Annotated in this window: 15 protein-coding genes; 10 read left to right on the forward strand and 5 right to left on the reverse strand. The window is 46.0% G+C overall.

The annotated features are described in order from the left end of the window. Position 1: 1 nt before the first annotated feature. The 4 genes from AC1XTG_RS13100 (at position 2) to AC1XTG_RS13115 (ending at position 5,674) form a co-directional block, all read left to right on the forward strand. Entirely contained in the window at positions 2–1,123 is a 1,122-nt protein-coding gene (locus tag AC1XTG_RS13100; protein WP_484842290.1) for an acyltransferase family protein, read from the forward strand. Positions 1,124–1,196: 73 nt separating this feature from the next. Further along, positions 1,197–1,940 carry a glycosyltransferase family 2 protein gene (locus AC1XTG_RS13105; protein ID WP_056281552.1) on the forward strand — a complete coding sequence of 248 codons (744 nt, stop codon included), beginning with the start codon at positions 1,197–1,199 and terminating at the stop codon, positions 1,938–1,940. Between the two features lie 10 nt (positions 1,941–1,950). Next, the gene (locus tag AC1XTG_RS13110) at positions 1,951–4,635 is read left to right on the forward strand and encodes a DUF3352 domain-containing protein (RefSeq protein ID WP_484842291.1); all 2,685 of its coding nucleotides are present in this window, start codon (positions 1,951–1,953) and stop codon (positions 4,633–4,635) included. A 4-nt stretch (positions 4,636–4,639) separates the two neighbouring features. Further along, positions 4,640–5,674 carry a hypothetical protein gene (locus AC1XTG_RS13115; RefSeq protein WP_484842292.1) on the forward strand — a complete coding sequence of 345 codons (1,035 nt, stop codon included), beginning with the start codon at positions 4,640–4,642 and terminating at the stop codon, positions 5,672–5,674. Here the strand turns inward: AC1XTG_RS13115 and AC1XTG_RS13120 are convergent. Beyond that, positions 5,660–6,928, reverse strand: coding sequence for a cation:proton antiporter (locus tag AC1XTG_RS13120; protein ID WP_056281546.1), 1,269 nt, complete (start codon positions 6,926–6,928; stop codon positions 5,660–5,662). The genes AC1XTG_RS13115 and AC1XTG_RS13120 overlap by 15 nt on opposite strands. Before the next feature lie 219 nt (positions 6,929–7,147). Here AC1XTG_RS13120 and AC1XTG_RS13125 point away from each other — a divergent pair, with 219 nt between their 5' ends. Together AC1XTG_RS13125 and AC1XTG_RS13130 are read left to right on the forward strand one after the other, a co-directional pair. Continuing rightward, positions 7,148–8,296, forward strand: coding sequence for a lipase family protein (locus AC1XTG_RS13125; RefSeq protein ID WP_484842293.1), 1,149 nt, complete (start codon positions 7,148–7,150; stop codon positions 8,294–8,296). Between the two features lie 22 nt (positions 8,297–8,318). Next, entirely contained in the window at positions 8,319–10,049 is a 1,731-nt protein-coding gene (locus tag AC1XTG_RS13130; protein WP_484842294.1) for a M14 family metallopeptidase, read from the forward strand. Positions 10,050–10,058: 9 nt separating this feature from the next. Here the strand turns inward: AC1XTG_RS13130 and AC1XTG_RS13135 are convergent, their stop codons facing one another. Then, positions 10,059–10,883, reverse strand: a complete 825-nt coding sequence (locus AC1XTG_RS13135; protein WP_484842295.1) for a hypothetical protein — start codon at positions 10,881–10,883, stop codon at positions 10,059–10,061. Between the two features lie 167 nt (positions 10,884–11,050). Here AC1XTG_RS13135 and AC1XTG_RS13140 point away from each other — a divergent pair, with 167 nt between their 5' ends. Together AC1XTG_RS13140 and AC1XTG_RS13145 are read left to right on the forward strand one after the other, a co-directional pair. Next, complete coding sequence (locus tag AC1XTG_RS13140) at positions 11,051–12,193, forward strand: DEAD/DEAH box helicase (RefSeq protein ID WP_484842296.1); 1,143 nt, start codon at positions 11,051–11,053, stop codon at positions 12,191–12,193. Next, positions 12,194–12,493 carry a rhodanese-like domain-containing protein gene (locus AC1XTG_RS13145; protein ID WP_484842297.1) on the forward strand — a complete coding sequence of 100 codons (300 nt, stop codon included), beginning with the start codon at positions 12,194–12,196 and terminating at the stop codon, positions 12,491–12,493. 19 nt (positions 12,494–12,512) lie between these two features. Here the strand turns inward: AC1XTG_RS13145 and dapF are convergent, their stop codons facing one another. Next, positions 12,513–13,292, reverse strand: a complete 780-nt coding sequence (dapF, locus tag AC1XTG_RS13150; protein ID WP_484842298.1) for a diaminopimelate epimerase — start codon at positions 13,290–13,292, stop codon at positions 12,513–12,515. Positions 13,293–13,387: 95 nt separating this feature from the next. Continuing rightward, complete coding sequence (gene rplS / locus AC1XTG_RS13155) at positions 13,388–13,750, reverse strand: 50S ribosomal protein L19 (protein ID WP_484842299.1); 363 nt, start codon at positions 13,748–13,750, stop codon at positions 13,388–13,390. 215 nt (positions 13,751–13,965) lie between these two features. On the opposite strand from rplS, the gene AC1XTG_RS13160 reads away from it, so the two are divergent. Together AC1XTG_RS13160 and AC1XTG_RS13165 are read left to right on the forward strand one after the other, a co-directional pair. Next, complete coding sequence (locus AC1XTG_RS13160; RefSeq protein WP_484842300.1) at positions 13,966–15,447, forward strand: NAD(P)H-hydrate dehydratase; 1,482 nt, start codon at positions 13,966–13,968, stop codon at positions 15,445–15,447. 39 nt (positions 15,448–15,486) lie between these two features. Next, on the forward strand, positions 15,487–15,792 hold the full coding sequence (locus AC1XTG_RS13165; RefSeq protein ID WP_484842301.1) for a BrnT family toxin: 306 nt from the start codon (positions 15,487–15,489) through the stop codon (positions 15,790–15,792). Positions 15,793–15,927: 135 nt separating this feature from the next. Here AC1XTG_RS13165 and feoB read toward each other — a convergent pair whose 3' ends face one another. Continuing rightward, a complete protein-coding gene (feoB, locus tag AC1XTG_RS13170) occupies positions 15,928–18,063 on the reverse strand; it encodes a ferrous iron transport protein B (RefSeq protein WP_484842302.1) in 2,136 nt (711 codons plus the stop codon). Positions 18,064–18,087: the final 24 nt, after the last annotated feature.

The following is an 18,087-nucleotide window of genomic DNA, read 5'->3' on the forward strand; positions in this document are numbered from 1 at the left end:
CATGCGCACGAATTCATCAGGACATATTATTCAACTCGACGGGATCCGCTTTATAGCGATCGCGCTCGTGCTGATAGAGCACCTTTTTGTAGAGGTGAATACAATCCCCGTAGGCGCAACAGGTGTTACTATCTTCTTTGTACTCAGTGGTTTCCTGATTTCCCGTATACTTTTAAAAAGCAAGGATAAAAATTACGGTACCGAGGGCGGTTTTAAAAAATACCTGGGCAAATTCCTTGTTCGCAGGACAATCCGGATTTTTCCGGTTTACTACCTCGTCATCTTGCTTCTGTACATTTTCAATGTACCTCCAACACGTGAAAAACTGGGTTGGCTGGCTTTGTATGGTACCAATATTTACATGGCGACCTACAAAAGCTGGATGGGTTCAATGGATCATTTGTGGTCGCTGGCAGTTGAGGAGCAGGTATATCTCATTTTCCCATTCCTGATCTTTTTTATACCCAGAAACAAGCTGGTACCCGTACTCGGGATCATGGGCGCACTCAGCATTGCATTCCGGTTATACTATTACTATGCAAATCCCGGGTTTGGAATTGACGACTGGATCGTAACGTATGTGAGTACACCGGCTTGTCTGGACTCATTTGCATTGGGTGGCTTAATGGCCTGGCTGCAGGTTTATAAAACCGGTTCCTTCGAGAAGTTATTCAGTAAATCCTGGCCGGTCTGGCTCGCTTTTCTGGGCTGGGTATTGTTGCAAACCTGGTCGAAAACCTTTGAAGACAGGTTCAACATCTCGTTCGTCGTATTTGACAGAACGGTATCATCTCTGTTCGGCTTTTTCCTGATTGGCCGGGCGATCATGGGATATGGAGGGATCATGGCTGCGTTCCTGGAAAACCCGGTGATCATATACTTGGGTAAAATCAGTTATGGTTTGTACCTCTATCACAATTTTGTGTACAATCATTTTCACAGTGGACCAATGCACCCTACCGTGCGCCTTTTCAGGAAAATTTACCAGTATGTACCTGATCTTAAAGGCTCTGTGGCCTTTGAAGCGTTTGTCGTAATGGCACTTACAATAGCCGTGGCATCTTTTTCATGGCATTTCTTTGAAAAGCCTATCAATGCGTTAAAGGATAAGTACGCTAAGTAATTAATCATTTGACATATCAAGGTTCCAGCCTTTATTTATTAATTTCGCGTAACCATACCAAATAAAATTCTGCATGTCATACCGTCTAAGTATAGTGATGCCCGCGTACAATGAACAGGATTGTATAGAAAAAGTAGTTTATAATTGGACAGACTTCCTGAAACAAACTTTTCCCAACGATAATACAACGCTCATTGTCATCAACGACGGTTCCAAGGACAACACAAAAGTGCTTTTGGATAAACTGGAAAAAGAAGTTTCCAATCTGACGGTGATCAATCAAAAGAATGGCGGCCACGGCAATGCAGTTGTAAATGGATATCGCAAAGCACTGGAACTCAATTCTGAATACGTATTTCAAACTGACAGCGACGACCAGTTCGTTTCAGGTGACTTTCATAAATTGTGGGAAAAGCGTGATCGTTCACAGTTTATTCTGGGCTATCGCGAAGTAAGGCACGATGCAGGTGTGCGTCTGTTCATTACCAAGTTCCTGCGCAGTACCATTTCCCTTGTTTACGGTACATATATTATGGACAGTAACATTCCATTCCGTTTGATCAAAGGGAGTTTTCTTCAAAAATTAATGAACCAGCTTCCAAACCCGGAGCCTTTTGCGCCGAACATTTTTCTTTCGGTTATGGCCAAAAAGTCCGGACAAGAACTGTTTGACATACCTATCACGCATAAAGACCGTGAAACCGGAACCGTATCGATCGTGAAATGGAACCTGTGGAAAGTTTGTATACGAAGCTTCAAGGAACTGCTGCGTTTTCGTCTTGAACTCAATAAGAAGGTCAGAGCGATACGTGCTTAAAACATAAGCTGTGTCAAAAAAGAGCATTTTCATTGTCCTGTTGATTGTTATCATAGCGTCGGCAGGATATTTCTTATATAAGTGGACACGTGGTTCCACGGCTGCATGGAAGTTTATACCATCCAATGCAGTGGTGGTGATAACCAGCGAACATTTGCAGGATTCCACCTATGTGGCTACCGAGGCAGGTCTTGATTTGAAAAGGCTGCCGCTGCTCGATGTTGCGAGCGACAACCTTTCCCTGCTCAACCTGCTTACTACGGATAAAAAGCGGCTTTATAACTTTCTGAAATCAAAAGCTGTCTCCTACTCTTACCACCCCCGTACTGCAACTGAATGGGGGGTTTTAATGTATATTCCTGTTACTTCCGAGGAAGAACAGTGGCTTTCGAGTCCGCAAAATGCCAACATCCGGGCATTGCACCATAATTTCCAGAATCACCGCATTACCGACATTATCGACCGCAATTCACGGCCGCTGTTCTCTTACCTGGTTGAAGATAATCTTTTGATCGTGAGCTATTATGGTGACCTGATTGAAGATGCAATGCGCGCTTCTTCCCTCAGCATTCAATCGTTCCGGCTGCGTTCCAGGTTTTCCAATATTGATGATTCCGAATTTGGCACCAGCATTTACCTTCGCAACGATGCCTGGAAATCGGTGGTTTCACCAGATAATGCGATTGGCATATACACCGAATTCGCCAGGAACTTCCCGACTTACCAGGATTTCCACATTGAATCAAAGCTTGGTAAAAAAGGGAATCTGACATTGAAATCGCTGGGCAGCGACGCGCCGGATTACTACATGGCGAATATTTTGAAGGATATTCCGGGAATGCCCTTTGCAGGTCACAAGCACATTTCGCAGCAAACTTCATTTCTATACCGCTCAGCTGCTGCGGACAAAGCCGCCTTCCAAAAAGAGTTTGCGAAATGGCATAAAAAATACAAATCTTCCTCCTGGGATAAGCTGAACTACTATATTTCTTCTGAAAGTAACCTGCTCATCAACAATCTCGGCTCCGAGCTGATCTTGTGCCAGCTGGAAGAAAATAACAGTATCAGCGACGGGAAGATCCTGCTTGCAGAGTTTTCAAACTATGACAAAGTGCGGCCTGTTTTACAGAAACTTGCGCGGCTGTCGAACACCGAAACAAATGCGTCGGTAGACCAGTACCAGGGTTATGATATTTATTCAGTGCCAATTCCAGAGTTGCCTTCCGGGCTTTACGGACCGATGTTCTCAGGATTTCCACGCAGCTATTTCACTTATGTGGCGCCCTATCTCGTGATCAGCAACAATTCACAGGTTTTACAGAATTACATTGTCGATTACGAAAACCAGATCACCTGGAAACAATCTCCCGAATACGACAGTGTTTTAACTAAAACAAATGTAGAAGCCCAGCTTTCGGTGATCGTAAACCTGAGAAAAGCACAAACGCGGGCAGGAAATGAGGGATTTACCAAGTATTCCGACCTGATCTCAAAAATGGAATCGGTCTCTTTTCAATGCCGTTATGCAAAGGGCGAGGCTTTTCCGGAGATTACATTTACACCTAAAAAACGGCAGACAGCCAGCAAAGTACTTAACCGCACTTTCCTCAATATTGATATCGAATGGCCTGATCTCTTTGACACGGAACTAACCGCATTGCAGAACCCGATCGATGGAAGTTCAGAAATTCTGCTGACCGATAAAAGCAGCAATCTTTTGAGGACCAATAACCTGAGAGAAGGTAAAACAGAGGTGATCGCCAAGCTGGACGGCCCGATTGTTACGGCTTCCTACAAGGTCGATTTTCTGAATATCGGCAGGCAGCAACGCATTTTCGCTACTGCAAAAACGATTTATGCGCTGGATGAAGATGATTCTACGGTAGTATCTACATTCACCGGTATACTCCCCTCCTCCGCCGATATCAATGCATTGTATTCCATTGACGGAGGCGACGAAGGCAGTAACCGCTTTATCATCAAAACTACTGCGGAAGAGCTTTTCATTTGGGAAAGTGTGACCAAGCCGGTGAAAAGACTGAACAGCTCTGTGCGGTTTGAGAACATTCAAAGCCCCGTTATCGCATTGAACCAGATCGGCAACAAAGGGTTTATTGTCACACAGAAAAACGGCAAGATCTACCTGCTGAAAGAAAACGGCAGCGTACGGCAGGGTTTCCCGGTTGATATCCTTACACGGACTGCGAGTGCATTCACCTGGACACAGGATCCCGGAACCGGTCAGCCGGAGCTGGTGGGCGTAAGTGTTTCCGGTGAGCTGGTAAGGATCAATATGGAGGGAAAAATCACTTCCAGAAAACAATTGCTGCGCCCGGAACCCGGTTCTTCTTTCAGGACATTGTTTGACCGGAATTCCCTTGACTGGATATTGGTGAGATCTGTTAACTCGAAGACCGCGATCATTAACAAAGATGGAAAAGAGCTGTTTGAGATCAAGGATATCCTCCCAAATCCTGTTATCCAGTATCATTTCTTCGGCGTGGATAACCGTTTTATCACTATTAAATCGGGAGGCTATACCACTGTTTTTGATATGAGTGGCAAACGTTTGGGCGACAAGGCTATTCCATCCGAAATGCCGGTGCAGCTTACGTATCAGCCAGGGTATTACAAATTATTGATTTTCAGCAGATCAGAGAAAAAGATCCAGGTTTGGTCTGTCAAATTGCGATAGTTAAATGAAGATTCTGAAATACTTGTTGCTGATTCTTGGCTCGGTCGTTTTTGCGATCGGGCAAAGTCAGTATCTGCTTACGAAGGTGGGCGAATGGAAGCTTATCAACGATGGTTACCAATACGGAGACCTTTACAGGTTATCGAACCTATCGGACTTCAAAGATCCCAGGCGCACATGCTCGGATTACATTCCGCCCGCCAAAGCGCCGGGAATGCGCAAAGTTCACCTTTATATCATTGGAGACAGCTTTACGGAAGCGCAGCGCGTGGGCTTGAAGGATTTTTCTGTTGATGCATATACCTACGTCCATTGGTCTGATTTCCTGCATATCAAGCTTGATACCACAGAGACTAACATACTGCTTTTAGAATCAGTAGAAAGACATTTTCGCCAGAAAATGGTTAGCCCGATTCAGGTACTGATCCCCGATACTGCAACTTTCAGGACTGAGGTATCACCGCCTCCGTTTATGAACAGGCTTGACGATGCTTTCAATGCGACCTACACACGCGACAGGCTGGACGCTGTTTTATTCCAGAATGACTTTTTCCTGCGTGTTAAGGAATGGAGAGCAGATCTGCAGCACCGACTTTTCGATCGTGTTAATGAATCCGTAACGATGGTGAATAATGACCAGGATATGGTTTTCTATATGGATACCGACACTGCCGGCGTAACATCTTCTTTCAAGGAAGTGAGTAATGGTGAAATCGATACGATGGTACTCAACCTGAATGAAAGTCGCAAGTTTGCTGAATCCATAGGATTTGCGCATGTTTTCTTGTCTGTGATACCCAATAAAGTTTCCGTATTAAATCCCGGGTACGGTGTTTACAATCATCTGATCGAACGCATTTACGCCCACCCGAAACTGAATATGCCGACAATCGACGTACTTGCCGATTTCCGCAAAATGGGACGCAGTTCTTATCTTAAAGGCGACTCGCATTGGACCTGTGCCGGGCAGTACTTGTGGCTCAACAAGGTAAATGCGGAGATCAACAGCATGGTTTCTGCTAAATCACGCGTTCTCTGAATCAGAAAAATCTTCTGCATTGCTCATTTTGGCAGTCAGCTTGCCTACTGTTAGTCCCTGCACGATTATCGAGAACAGTACCACGAAATAGGTGATTGCAAGCAGGATATCCTTGCTTAATCCACTATCTATCGATAAGGCGAGCGCAATGGAGACCCCGCCCCGCAAGCCTCCCCATACCAGGATCGTAATAGATTTCTTGCCAAACCGGTTACGGAATGGGATAAGCCTCACCGGAATGTAAATGGAGATAAACCGCGCGAAAAGTACCACCACGATTGCCACGATACCCGCCCAGCCGTATTGCTTCAAATCAGGAATAAGCAACAGCTCGAAACCGATGATCAGGAACAAAATCGCATTTAATATTTCGTCGACAAGCTCCCAGAACTTATCGATATAGTCACGTTCCGTTTCCGAAACGCCACCCAGATTTTTACCATAATTACCTACAACAAGACCGGCCGCAACCATAGCCAGCGGTCCCGACATGTGCATCGCCTGAGCCGCAAGGTGCCCGCCCATGACAATCGCCAGCGTGATCAAAACGTGCACATTATATCCGTCAACCCGGTAGATCATTTGCGAACCGACAAAACCAAGTAATAATCCCAGCACAATGCCGCCCAGCGCTTCCTTGATCAAAAGCATGGAAATGCCGCTAAACGAAGTATTTACCTCCTCTCCCCGGGCAATTGCCAGCATTAAAATGAAAACCACAACAGCCACGCCGTCATTGAAGAGCGACTCGCCGGCAATCTTTGTTTCGAGTGATTTGGGCACGCCAGCCTGCTTCAAAATACCGAGTACTGCAATAGGATCTGTGGGGGAAATCAATGCGCCGAAAACAAGGCACTGGATCAATGGAATGTGAATACCTGTGAGCGGCAGCAGGTTGAACATCATAAAGCCGATCACGAAGGTAGAAATCACCACGCTGATCGTCGAAAATACAATAACGGGGATCCGCTGCTCCCTGAGATCTTCCAGGTGCAGGTGGATCGCGCCTGCGAACAGGAGGAAGTTCAGCATGGCGCCCATCAGGATCTCGGTAAGGTCCACACTTGCGATCAATGTGGAGATGCGCAAAAACGTTCTTGGAAAGAGGCTGTCAGTCGCAATCAGGCCCATGGAAACAATCAGTGCGATCACCATAACACCAATGGAAGCAGGTAACTTTAAGAACCTCGCATTGATGTAGGAAAAGACAGCAGAAAGGACAATTAAGGCAGAAAACGAGTAATACAGCTCCATAAAAAAAAATTTAGACTAGTCAAAAATAACGATTACTGATAAAGTATTCAATTCAGGCCGGGTGAGCAGGGGTAATTCTAAGGGTATTCTAATGTTCTGTAATTGACAAGGTTTGCCCATTTCAGAGAATGCCGCCGACTGTTTTCAGCATTTTAAACTGATTCTTTCCTACATTTAAGAATGTGATTTGCCGGCAGCATTCACCTGTAACTATTCTTCATGGAAAAGCCTTTCTTCCCGCATATTTTCACGAAAATGTACCTGTGCAGGATCTTGCCCGCATTTGCTCTTGCATTTATTTCAAACTACGTTGCAGCGCAGGACCAGTTACGGCCGGGATTTGATAAAGCAGAATACACGGAGCTCTTCCAAATGCATGTGCTCCTTTACGATTCAACTAAAACCGATACCACACGTCCCAAAATAGTTGTTCCACGGCCTGCGCATTACCAGTCCGTCTACCAATCTCCCATTGTAGGTCTTGATAACAAATGGGGTTTATGGAAGAAAAATGATCGGGTGGCGGCTATCAATGTGCGGGGCACTACGCTGAACCCGACGGGCTGGCTTGAAAACTTCTACGCGGCGATGGTGCCAGCCAGGGGAGAACTGCAGCTTTCCAGCACATTTACCTTTAGTTATCATCTGGCCGATCACCCAAAAGCAGCTGTGCACATCGGCTGGCTGGTCGGCACTGCATTCCTCGCGAGGGATATCGTCCCTAAAGTAGATTCTATGTACCAGGCCGGAACACGTGAATTTCTGATCATGGGGCACAGCCAGGGCGGCGCAATCGCTTACTTGCTGACAGCGCACTTATATGCACTCCAGAAAGAGGGGAAGCTGCCGAAGGATATCAGGTTCAAAACGTATTGCAGTGCCGCCCCGAAAGTGGGTAATACTTACTTTGGCTATGAATATGAGCACCTGATCGACGGAGGTTGGGGTTACAATGTAGTGAATGCGGCTGACTGGATTCCCGAGGTTCCATTTTCCGTGCAGACGCTCGACGATTTCAATAAAACCAATCCATTTAAAAACATAGATGGTATCATCAAAAAGCAAAAGCTGATCGCACGGGTTGCGATGAAGCATGCGTATAAGAAAATGCGTAACCCCTGTATGAAGGCGCAACGGAACTACGTGAAGTATCTTGGCAATTATGCTTCAAAATCTGTCAAAAAAGTACTTCCTGAATTTCAACCGCCGGTTTATGCCAATACGAGTAACTACGTTCGCATTGGTCCGACTATCACATTACTGCCGGACGAGGCGTATTATCGCAATTTCCCCGATTCTGAAAAGGATATTTTTGTCCATCACCTCACAGCGCCCTATCTGTACCTGATAGAAAGATATAAATACTAAATCCGTTTCACCCGATTATACAATGCGAATACTGCTGATTTCACTCCTGCTTCTTACCCACCTTTTTGCGAATGCCCAGTACAAAACGCGTTTTGAAACAAGCGGCGGCAAGCAAACACCGACTTACGAAGAAGGTATCGCGTTTTACAAACTGCTCGCAAAGAATTTCCCGCAGATTCAGATCACCGAAAAAGGCCCGACCGATAGTGGCCGGCCGCTGCACCTGGTACTATATTCCAAAAACAACGTTTTTGATATTAAAAAGCTGAAAGCGCAGCGTAAGGCAATTTTGTTCGTCAACAATGCGATTCACCCGGGAGAATCCGACGGTGTGGATGCTTCCATGATGCTGCTCAGGGATATCGTAACAAATCCAGGTAAGTACCCGGAAATGGATAGTGTGGTGCTTGCAATTATTCCATTCTATAACATTGGCGGCGCATTGAACCGGAACAGTACGACGCGCACCAATCAGGAAGGTCCTGAGGAATATGGATTTCGGGGAAATGCGCGCAATTATGACCTGAACAGAGACTTCATCAAAAGTGACACGCGCAATGCGCGGAGTTTCGCGGCTATTTTTCACGAGCTGGACCCCGATCTTTTTGCAGATACGCACGTGAGCAATGGAGCAGATTACCAATATGTGATGACCCTCGACTATGCGCAGAAAGACAAGCTCGGCGGACCGTTGGGCGATTTCAACAATGAAGTTTTCCTGCCTTATATGTACAAACACCTGAAAGAGGCAGGGTTTGAATCCACTCCTTATGTAAATGCCTGGGGCCAGACGCCCGACAAAGGATTTGTTCAGTTTCCTGACTGGCCGCGGTATTCTACGGGTTATGCGGCATTGTTTCACACGATTGGTGTGATGACAGAGACCCACATGCTCAAACCGTACGATCAGCGTGTGAAGGCCACGTACGCTTACCTGCACGGGAACCTCAAATTCCTGGCTGCTAACAGGAACAAGCTGCTGAAATTACGCCAGGAAACGAAAGAGTCGGTGAAAACGCAGGAGCGATTTGCGATAACCTGGCAGGTGGATAAGGCGAAAAATACGCAGATCGAATTTAAAGGGTACGAACCAGAGTATATCAAAAGCGAGGTAACCGGAGCCCAGCGGCTTCATTATGACCGCACAAAGCCATTTACCAAAACAATCCCTTTCTATGATACTTACGTTCCGCTGGACGAAGTCACGAAACCAGATGCATATGTGATTCCGCAGGGCTGGCATAACGTAGTTGCATTGCTGAAACTCAACCAGGTATCCATGCAGCAGCTTGAAAAAGATACGGAACTTGATGTTGAAACCTACTATATAGAAGATCTGGAATCACCAAAGTCGCCGTTTGAGGGACATTACTGGCATACCAGCGTAAATGTCAGAACTGAAAAACAAAGGCTTACCTTCAAGAAAGGAGATTGGTATATACCTGTCAACCAATGGACTAACCGCTATATTGTAGAAACATTGGAACCGAAAGCAGTGGACTCCTTTTTCAAATGGAATTTCTTTGACACGATTTTGCAGGCGAAAGAGCATTATTCCAATTATGTGTTTGAAGATCTGGCGGCGGCGCTTCTTGCCAAATCACCTGAGCTGAAACAAAAGCTGGAAGCAAAAAAGAAAGCCGAACCGGAGTTTGCAAAGAATGCAAATGCCCAGCTCGACTTTATTTATGATCAGTCGGTTTACCGCGAAAAGGAGTTTCTGCGGTATCCGGTTTTCAGGGTTGTTAAATAGGTTTCATTATCAGAACCTGAATCCAAGGCTGAAACTGAATTCGCCGGTTACTTGCAAGCCACGGATCACCGTGGTAGATACCTGGTACTTTTCCCGATCCACATACCTGGAACCCAAGCCACCGTTGAGGCTGATCTGAAATTTGGGTGTAACCTGAAAATTAATATAGTTGTTAACCAGCAAGCCCATTCTCACCCATTCAGTGTTTTGCTCGTTTGAGATATACCCGCCTGTATTGGGATCGTAGATCGATGAATTATTCCATCTTTCGCCTTTGCCAAAGAAGAAGTTCGGACCGACCGCGTAGGTAACTTTTCGCTGTCCGAATGGATAAATCTTTAAACCGGGAGAAAAATAGAACATGTAAGATCCATTGTTATCTGACACGTCAAAGATGTAGGTAGAAGTTCCCGGAATGGTGACCGTCAGCGGGATAATGATTCCGAAATAGCCCTTTTTGTCCACTATACGCTCGTAGCTGATGCCGAAACCGGGGCCGCTGTCAAGTGCTTTAAATGGAGAGATGTTGATCAGGTTAGCACCGAAATCTTCATTTTCACGTTCTATGACGGTTTTGGCCCGGCCGCCATCAATCCGGTCGGTCATGAAAACGGTTTGTCCATTTTCAAATTCAATGCGTAGAACATCCTTTTTGAGGATCACGAAATTGGCGCTGCTCTCTTCCTTGTTAATCTTGTAAGTAATGCGGTCGACGCCTACTTCGGTTACCTTTCCTTCGACTGTTTTACCATTCTTCCTGACGATGATATCCTGCGCCTGTACGGCGAAAAACAAGAGGGAGAGCAGGAATGTTAAAGTACTGTTTTTGATCATGGCTACATATGGTTGATGAGAATTAGCTAAATTTATGAAAAGGGCAGACAATCGTGCGATATTTTTTCATGAACGTTAAAAACGTAACTGCTGTTATAACGTCGGCCGCTGGCCACAATAAAATCTGGCTGGGAATCAATATCTGAAACAGCCGCTAAATAAAACAAATGACATTTCAGGAATTAACACTCATTGAGCCTATTACGAAGGCTCTGAAAGAAGAAGGATACACTACCCCCACCCCTATTCAGGCAAAAGCGATCCCGATTATTTTAGACCAGAAAGACCTGCTCGGCTGCGCGCAGACCGGCACAGGAAAAACGGCCGCTTTTGCAATACCTATGTTGCAACTGCTTTACAACAAGCCTGTTGGCAATACCGAGAGACAGCGGATCCGCGCATTGATACTAACACCAACGAGGGAACTTGCGATTCAGATCGGCGAAAGTTTCGCTGCTTATGGTCGCCATACCGGGTTAAAACATACAGTGATATTCGGTGGTGTCGGGCAGAAGCCCCAGACCGACGCATTAAGAAGAGGAGTTGATATCCTGGTGGCGACACCGGGCCGCTTGCTCGACCTGATCACCCAGGGTTTCATTAAACTCAACCAGCTGGAATTTTTCGTTTTAGACGAGGCAGACCGTATGCTGGATATGGGTTTTGTGCATGACGTCAAAAAAGTTATAAAATTATTGCCGGCTAAAAGGCAGTCACTTTTCTTCTCGGCTACCATGCCCGCGGCGATTGTGCAGCTTGCGGGAACGATCCTGAACCAGCCTGTAAAAGTGGAAGTAACTCCGGTTTCATCCACAGCTGATACGATCAGGCAGTCTGTTTTCTTTGTGAACAAATCCGACAAGAATTCGCTGCTGCTGCATATTTTGCAGGACCAGTCCATTTCAACTGCATTGGTTTTTACACGTACCAAACACGGAGCCGATAAAGTGGTGAAGGTTTTGAGAAAAGCCGGCGTTACATCGGAAGCTATCCACGGTAATAAATCGCAGAATGCGCGTCAAAATGCATTAAAAAACTTCAAAAGCCAGACTACCCGCGTTTTGGTAGCAACTGATATCGCTGCCCGCGGAATTGACGTAGACGATCTTACCCACGTGATCAATTATGAGATCCCGAATATCCCGGAAACTTATGTTCACAGGATCGGGCGGACAGGCAGAGCGGGAGCAAAAGGGATTGCTATCTCATTTTGCGACAAAGAAGAAAAGCTTTTTCTACGCGACATTCACAAGCTGATCGCCAAAAACATCCCGGTTGAGACCAACCATCCTTTTGCTGTATTGAGGTAAATGCGTAAGAGTTACTCTGATATCAGCTTGTCACAGGCACTGGATTTGACCAAAAAGCCAGGTTCAGTGCTTGTTGACGTTCGTGAGCAATGGGAATTTGAGGAGTTTAATGAGGGCGGGATCAATATCCCGCTCGCTGATATCAGGGAAAAAAGGAAGCTGCTGGCAAACTACGATCCTATTATTGTGATCTGCACCAACGGTGTTCGCAGTAAGGTAGCTGCGATGGACTATTGCCGGGTGCCTGAATGGTCTGAAAAGACCATTTTTCATGTAAAAGGCGGCATACTCGAAAGTTAGGCTGCCGCCCTGCAAATCCCTATACAGTCAATGTACCGCTGAAAACCTTTACGGCCGGGCCAATCAGATAAATATCGCTGAATTCGCCATTGGCAGTGTTGGTAAAAGCGACTTGCAGCGTACCGCCGATTGTTTCTACTTTGATCGGACTTCCCCAGCCTTTTCTTAAATGGGCAGATAATGCGCAGGCTGTAACGCCGGTTCCGCAGCTGAACGTTTCATCCTCTACCCCGCGCTCGTACGTTCTTACGCTCAGGTGGTTCTCCTCGATTATCTCAACGAAATTCACGTTTGTGCCGCCTTTGGGTCCATAAACCGAACCATAACGGATCTCGCTTCCGATACCTACAACATCTGCTTCATTTACATCATCCACATAAGTGACGTAATGTGGGGAGCCTGTATTCATGAAATCAAATGCATCGTACCGCTCCAAATCTTTCACTCCCGACATTTTTAGTGTGATGGTGTCGCCGCTGATCGTAGCTTCGTGCTCGCCGTCAACTGCTATAAACCGCGTTTTACCGGAGAAAACGCCCAGGTCGCTGGCAAACTGAACAACACAGCGCCCGCCATTGCCGCACATGCTGCCTTCTCCACCGTCTGCATTGAAATATACCATTCTGAAATCGTACGCTCCGTCATTTTGAAGCAGGATCAGCCCGTCAGCACCTACACCGAATCTTCTGTGGCAGATTGACGCAATGAGTTCTTTCGAAACCGGGAATTGCAGGTTTCTGTCGTCGACCATCACGAAATCATTTCCGGTGCCCTGGTATTTGAAGAATTCGATTGTCATTGTATTGTGCTGTTTGAATTGGCGGATTTGTACAAAACAACAAAACCCTGCAAGAAAAAATCACTTGCAGGGTTTTAAAATTTTTGAGAGGGACTTTATTTAGTCACTTTAAGCTCCTTAATGCGAGCTGCTTTACCCTGACGGCCACGTAGATAGAACAAACGTGAACGACGCACCTTACCGCGACGGATCAATTCGATTTTCGCGATACTTGGTGAAAGAATTGGGAAAACACGTTCAACACCTATGCCGTTTGAGATTTTACGTACTGTAAAAGTTTCGCCGCTTGAGCTAAGATTACGACGTTGCATAACGGTACCCTGGAACTGCTGGATACGCTCTTTGTTACCTTCACGAATCTTAACGTGTACGTTGATTGTGTCGCCTGATGAAAATTCAGGATACTCGGATTTACGATTTTCAATCGTAGCTTCTACGAGTTTAATAAGTTCGCTCATGACGAATGCTTTTTATAGATTTAAGTGATAGCTTGTTCCCAGCGGACGGGGTGACGCCCCTTCATTCAAAACAGCTTTTGCGAAAACGAGTGCAAATCTAAGATTATTTCCGCTTATCTAAAAGCACTTATCGCAATTATTAGCGTAAAACAATCGGCCAGACCAGCTGGTATGAAGATTTGGAACAGATACTTACCTCATTCATTATAAAGCGCATGAAAATATTAAGTGCAGAACAAATCCGGAACCTGGACAAATACACGATTGAAAACGAACCCATTTCTTCCCTCGATTTGATGGAACGTGCGTCGGCAGCTTTTGTCGGCTGGTTTTGCAATCAATATGTTAATACAAGACCAATCTGCGTGTTTTGCGGAAAGGGAAACAATGGCGGCGACGGCCTGGCGATTGCGCGTTTACTCAGTCAGCGGAGCTACGATGTGCAGGTTGCTATTGTTGAATATACAGACAAAAGTTCAAAAGATTTTCAAGCCAATCTGATCCGGTTGCAGGATCAGCTTACGCCGGTTTACATTCAGTCAGTTGCTGACTTCCCAGTAATTTCTTCCCAGGTAGTTTGCATTGATGCACTACTTGGGTCAGGCTTGTCGCGGCCGGTAGAGGGAATTCTGGCTGAAATCATCACAAGAATCAATGCATTACCCAACAGGATTGTATCTGTTGACATAGCAAGCGGGCTCTACACAGATCAGTCGAATGCGAAAGAGGACGTGATTATAGAGCCGGATTTTACGGTTACTTTTCAACTTCCGAAGCTTTCATTCTTATTCCCGCAAAATGCCGCTTTCACCGGAGAGTGGCACGTAGTTGATATCGGGTTGAATCAACAGTTCATTAATGAAGCCCAAAGTCCGTACTTCTTCACCGATCGACAGGCAGCTGAACTGCTGGTTAAGCCACGGAATAAATTTTCGCATAAAGGCACCTACGGACACGCTTTGCTGCTGGCCGGGAGTTTCGGTAAAATGGGTGCGGCAGTGTTATCCGGAAAAGCCTGCCTGCGCTCAGGAGTGGGTTTATTGACAATGCATTCTCCGCTTTGCGGCTACAATATCATTCAGATCTCCATTCCGGAAGCCATGGTTTCAGCAGATCAGGCGCAAAATCACCTGAGTAAATTGCCTGAGCTTAGCTCCTACTCGGCGGTGGGAATCGGGCCGGGAGTCGGACAGGAGGCCGAGGTGGCGAATGTACTTGAAAGATTGCTCGAAGAAGTCAGGGTACCTTTGATCATAGATGCAGATGCGCTGAACATACTATCCTCGAAACGCGACTTGTTGGACAAGCTACCCAAGAACACCATTCTGACTCCGCACCCGAAAGAATTCCAGCGACTGGCAGGTGATAGTGAGAACGAATTTGATCGTCTTGAACTTGGTCGGGAATTTGCGGCGAAACACAAGGTCATTATATGTCTGAAAGGTGCTAATACCGCTGTCATTCTTCCAAATGGAGAAGTACATTTCAACTCAACCGGAAACCCCGGAATGGCAACGGGCGGTACCGGCGACGTACTGACGGGAATAATTCTCAGTCTGTTGGCACAGAAATACGAACCTCACGAAGCCGCAATTTTCGGAGTATACCAACACGGATTAGCCGGAGACAAAGCCGCCGCTCAAAGAGGTCAAAGCGCATTAATCGCTTCCGATGTTGTGGATAGCCTGGGTTGGTGATATTGGAATACGTTACTAATTTGAGTCATGTACGTCTAAATGCATATCACATTAGTTGATTTGCAATTGGCACCACTAAACTTTGATTGGGATAAAGGAAACGAACGAAAATCTGAGGAAAAACACCAAATCCTTAATATTGAGGCGGAAAGTACTTTTAGAGATCGCAATCGACTAATCCTTATTAGCAACAGATCCAGAGAAGTTCGCTTCCTTTGCATTGGAACCAGCTTCCTGAAAAGAATATTAACTTCTTATTTTTTAGTTAGAGATGGGAAAGTCAGAATCATTGGAACACGGGTTGCCCGCAAAAAAGAGAAGGAATTATACTGCAAAAGCAAGTAAACCTTTTTTTGTTCGGACCGTGCCCAAAAATGTTTCCTCGAAAGATTTTAATCAACCTCTGGAAGTAGATCTTTCCACAATCGTTGAAATATCTCGTGGCAAAAAGCGGATAACGCATTCCGACATCGAAGCAGCTCAACTCAGCAACTGATAAACTACAAATGCTGATCCGTACGCAAGTACCATGAGGTAAGCTAATTGGATCAGTGGCCATTTCCAGCCGTGGGTTTCACGCTGTACCACTGCGATCGTACTCATACACATCATCGCGAATACGTAGAACATCAGGAGTGAGAAACATACCGCCAGACTGAACATCGGCGCTCCGGTATCCGGATTCTTCTCCTGCAAAAGCCGCTCTTTTACCGTAGGTACATCCTCCGAATCACCACTAATACTGTATATAGTAGCCATTGTACCCACAAATACCTCCCGCGCCGCGAAAGAAGCAAGCAACGCAATCCCGATCTTCCAATCGTAGCCTAGCGGGCGGATTGCAGGTTCGATAAAACGACCGAACTGTCCCGCATAAGAATGCTCCAATCTCGCCGACGCTACTGCCGCATCAATTTGCTCCTGAGGTGCAGCCTGCATTTGCTCAACAGTCTGCTGCTCGGCCAGCGCCATCTTATCGCCCGGACCATAATTGGATAACACCCAAAGAATGATCGAGATCGCCATGATCACTTTCCCGGCTTCGAGCACAAACGATTTTACACTATCATACATCGTAAAACCCACATGTCCCCACCTTGGCAACTTATAGGAAGGCATTTCAAGCATGAAATAGCTGGGCTCTTTTCTTGGAATAAAAAGTGAAAGCAGCCAGGCTGAGAACAAGGCACCAATCAAACCCAAAGCATACAGTCCGAGTAAAACCAGACCTTGCAAATTGAGAAAACCAAGCACTGTAGTAGATGGTACCACCAACGCAATAAGGATCGTATAAATGGGCAACCGCGCAGAACAGCTCATCAGCGGAGTGACCAGGATCGTAAGCAGCCGTTCATATCTGCTGCTGATGCTCCTTGTCGTCATAATCGCAGGTACCGCACAGGCAGCTCCTGAAATAAGAGGCACCACACTCCGGCCATTTAAGCCAAACGGGCGCATTAATTTGTCCATAATTACCATTACCCGTGCCATATATCCCGATTCTTCCAGGATCGAAACCAATGCAAAAAGAATAGCAATTGGTGGAATAAAAACGACAATGCCAGCAATTCCCGCAAGGATACCGTCCGTAATCAGGTCGTTTAAAACCCCGGGCGGAAGTACTTCCTTAGTCCATTCGATTACTTGCGCAATACCCGCATCGATCAGGTCACTGGGGTAAGTTGCCCACGCGAAAATGGCCTGAAATACGATGACCAGGACAGCCAGAAAAGAAATGTAGCCCCAAAAAGGATGCAGCAGGATACTGTCCAGCTTTCTCGTCCAGTAAGGTTGCTCCGTGATCCCCGCAGATTTAACCGCTTTTGAAACAATCGGTTTGATCTTTTCATACCGCGCAATGGTCTCCGTGGCGAGAAAATGCTTTTCATCAAAACCATACTTCTCGATCAGCTTGTCCAAACGCGTCCTCGCCGGCTGTTCGAGGAAGGAGAAATTATCGTGCTGACAAACATATTGCAATGCAACATAGTCATTTTCAAGCTGGTAGATCTCTTTGACTTCCCCAATAAGATTGGCCTCACTTTCCTTAGGTTCGTAAAAATAGCATTGCGCGGCCTTCTCCTGAGAATGATAAAGTTGCCCTATCGCATCTCTTAACTTGTCAACGCCCTTTCCTGTTCTTGCATTGATACTGACAACAGGCACATTCAGCTGCATTGCAAGCTGTACTGCATTCACTGTGAGGCTCATGCTCTCCGCAACGTCAAGCATATTCAAAGCAATGACGGAAGGTATCCCAAGGTCGCTCACTTCGGTAAACAGCAGCAGGTTTCGTTGCAGGTTCGAAGCGTCAACCACGATTACAACCACATCCGGAAAGTCGGGATGTTTTGGATTGGCCAGAATGTCCATTACCACACTTTCATCCTTCGACTTAGGATAGATACTGTACAATCCAGGCAAGTCGACCAGGGTTACCTGTGCTTCTTCGTGGTTATTATTGGAAGGGATTCTAAATGTTCCTGACTTTTTGGAGACTGTAACACCAGGGAAATTGCCGGTTTTCTGACGTAAACCGGTTAATGCATTAAATAATGTGGATTTGCCGGCATTCGGGTTACCTACCAGCGCTACTTTTATATTTCCTTGTTTCAATGGAGAAGACTGTAAACAGCATTA

The organism is Dyadobacter sp. HNCC25DJ183, from assembly GCF_056895175.1.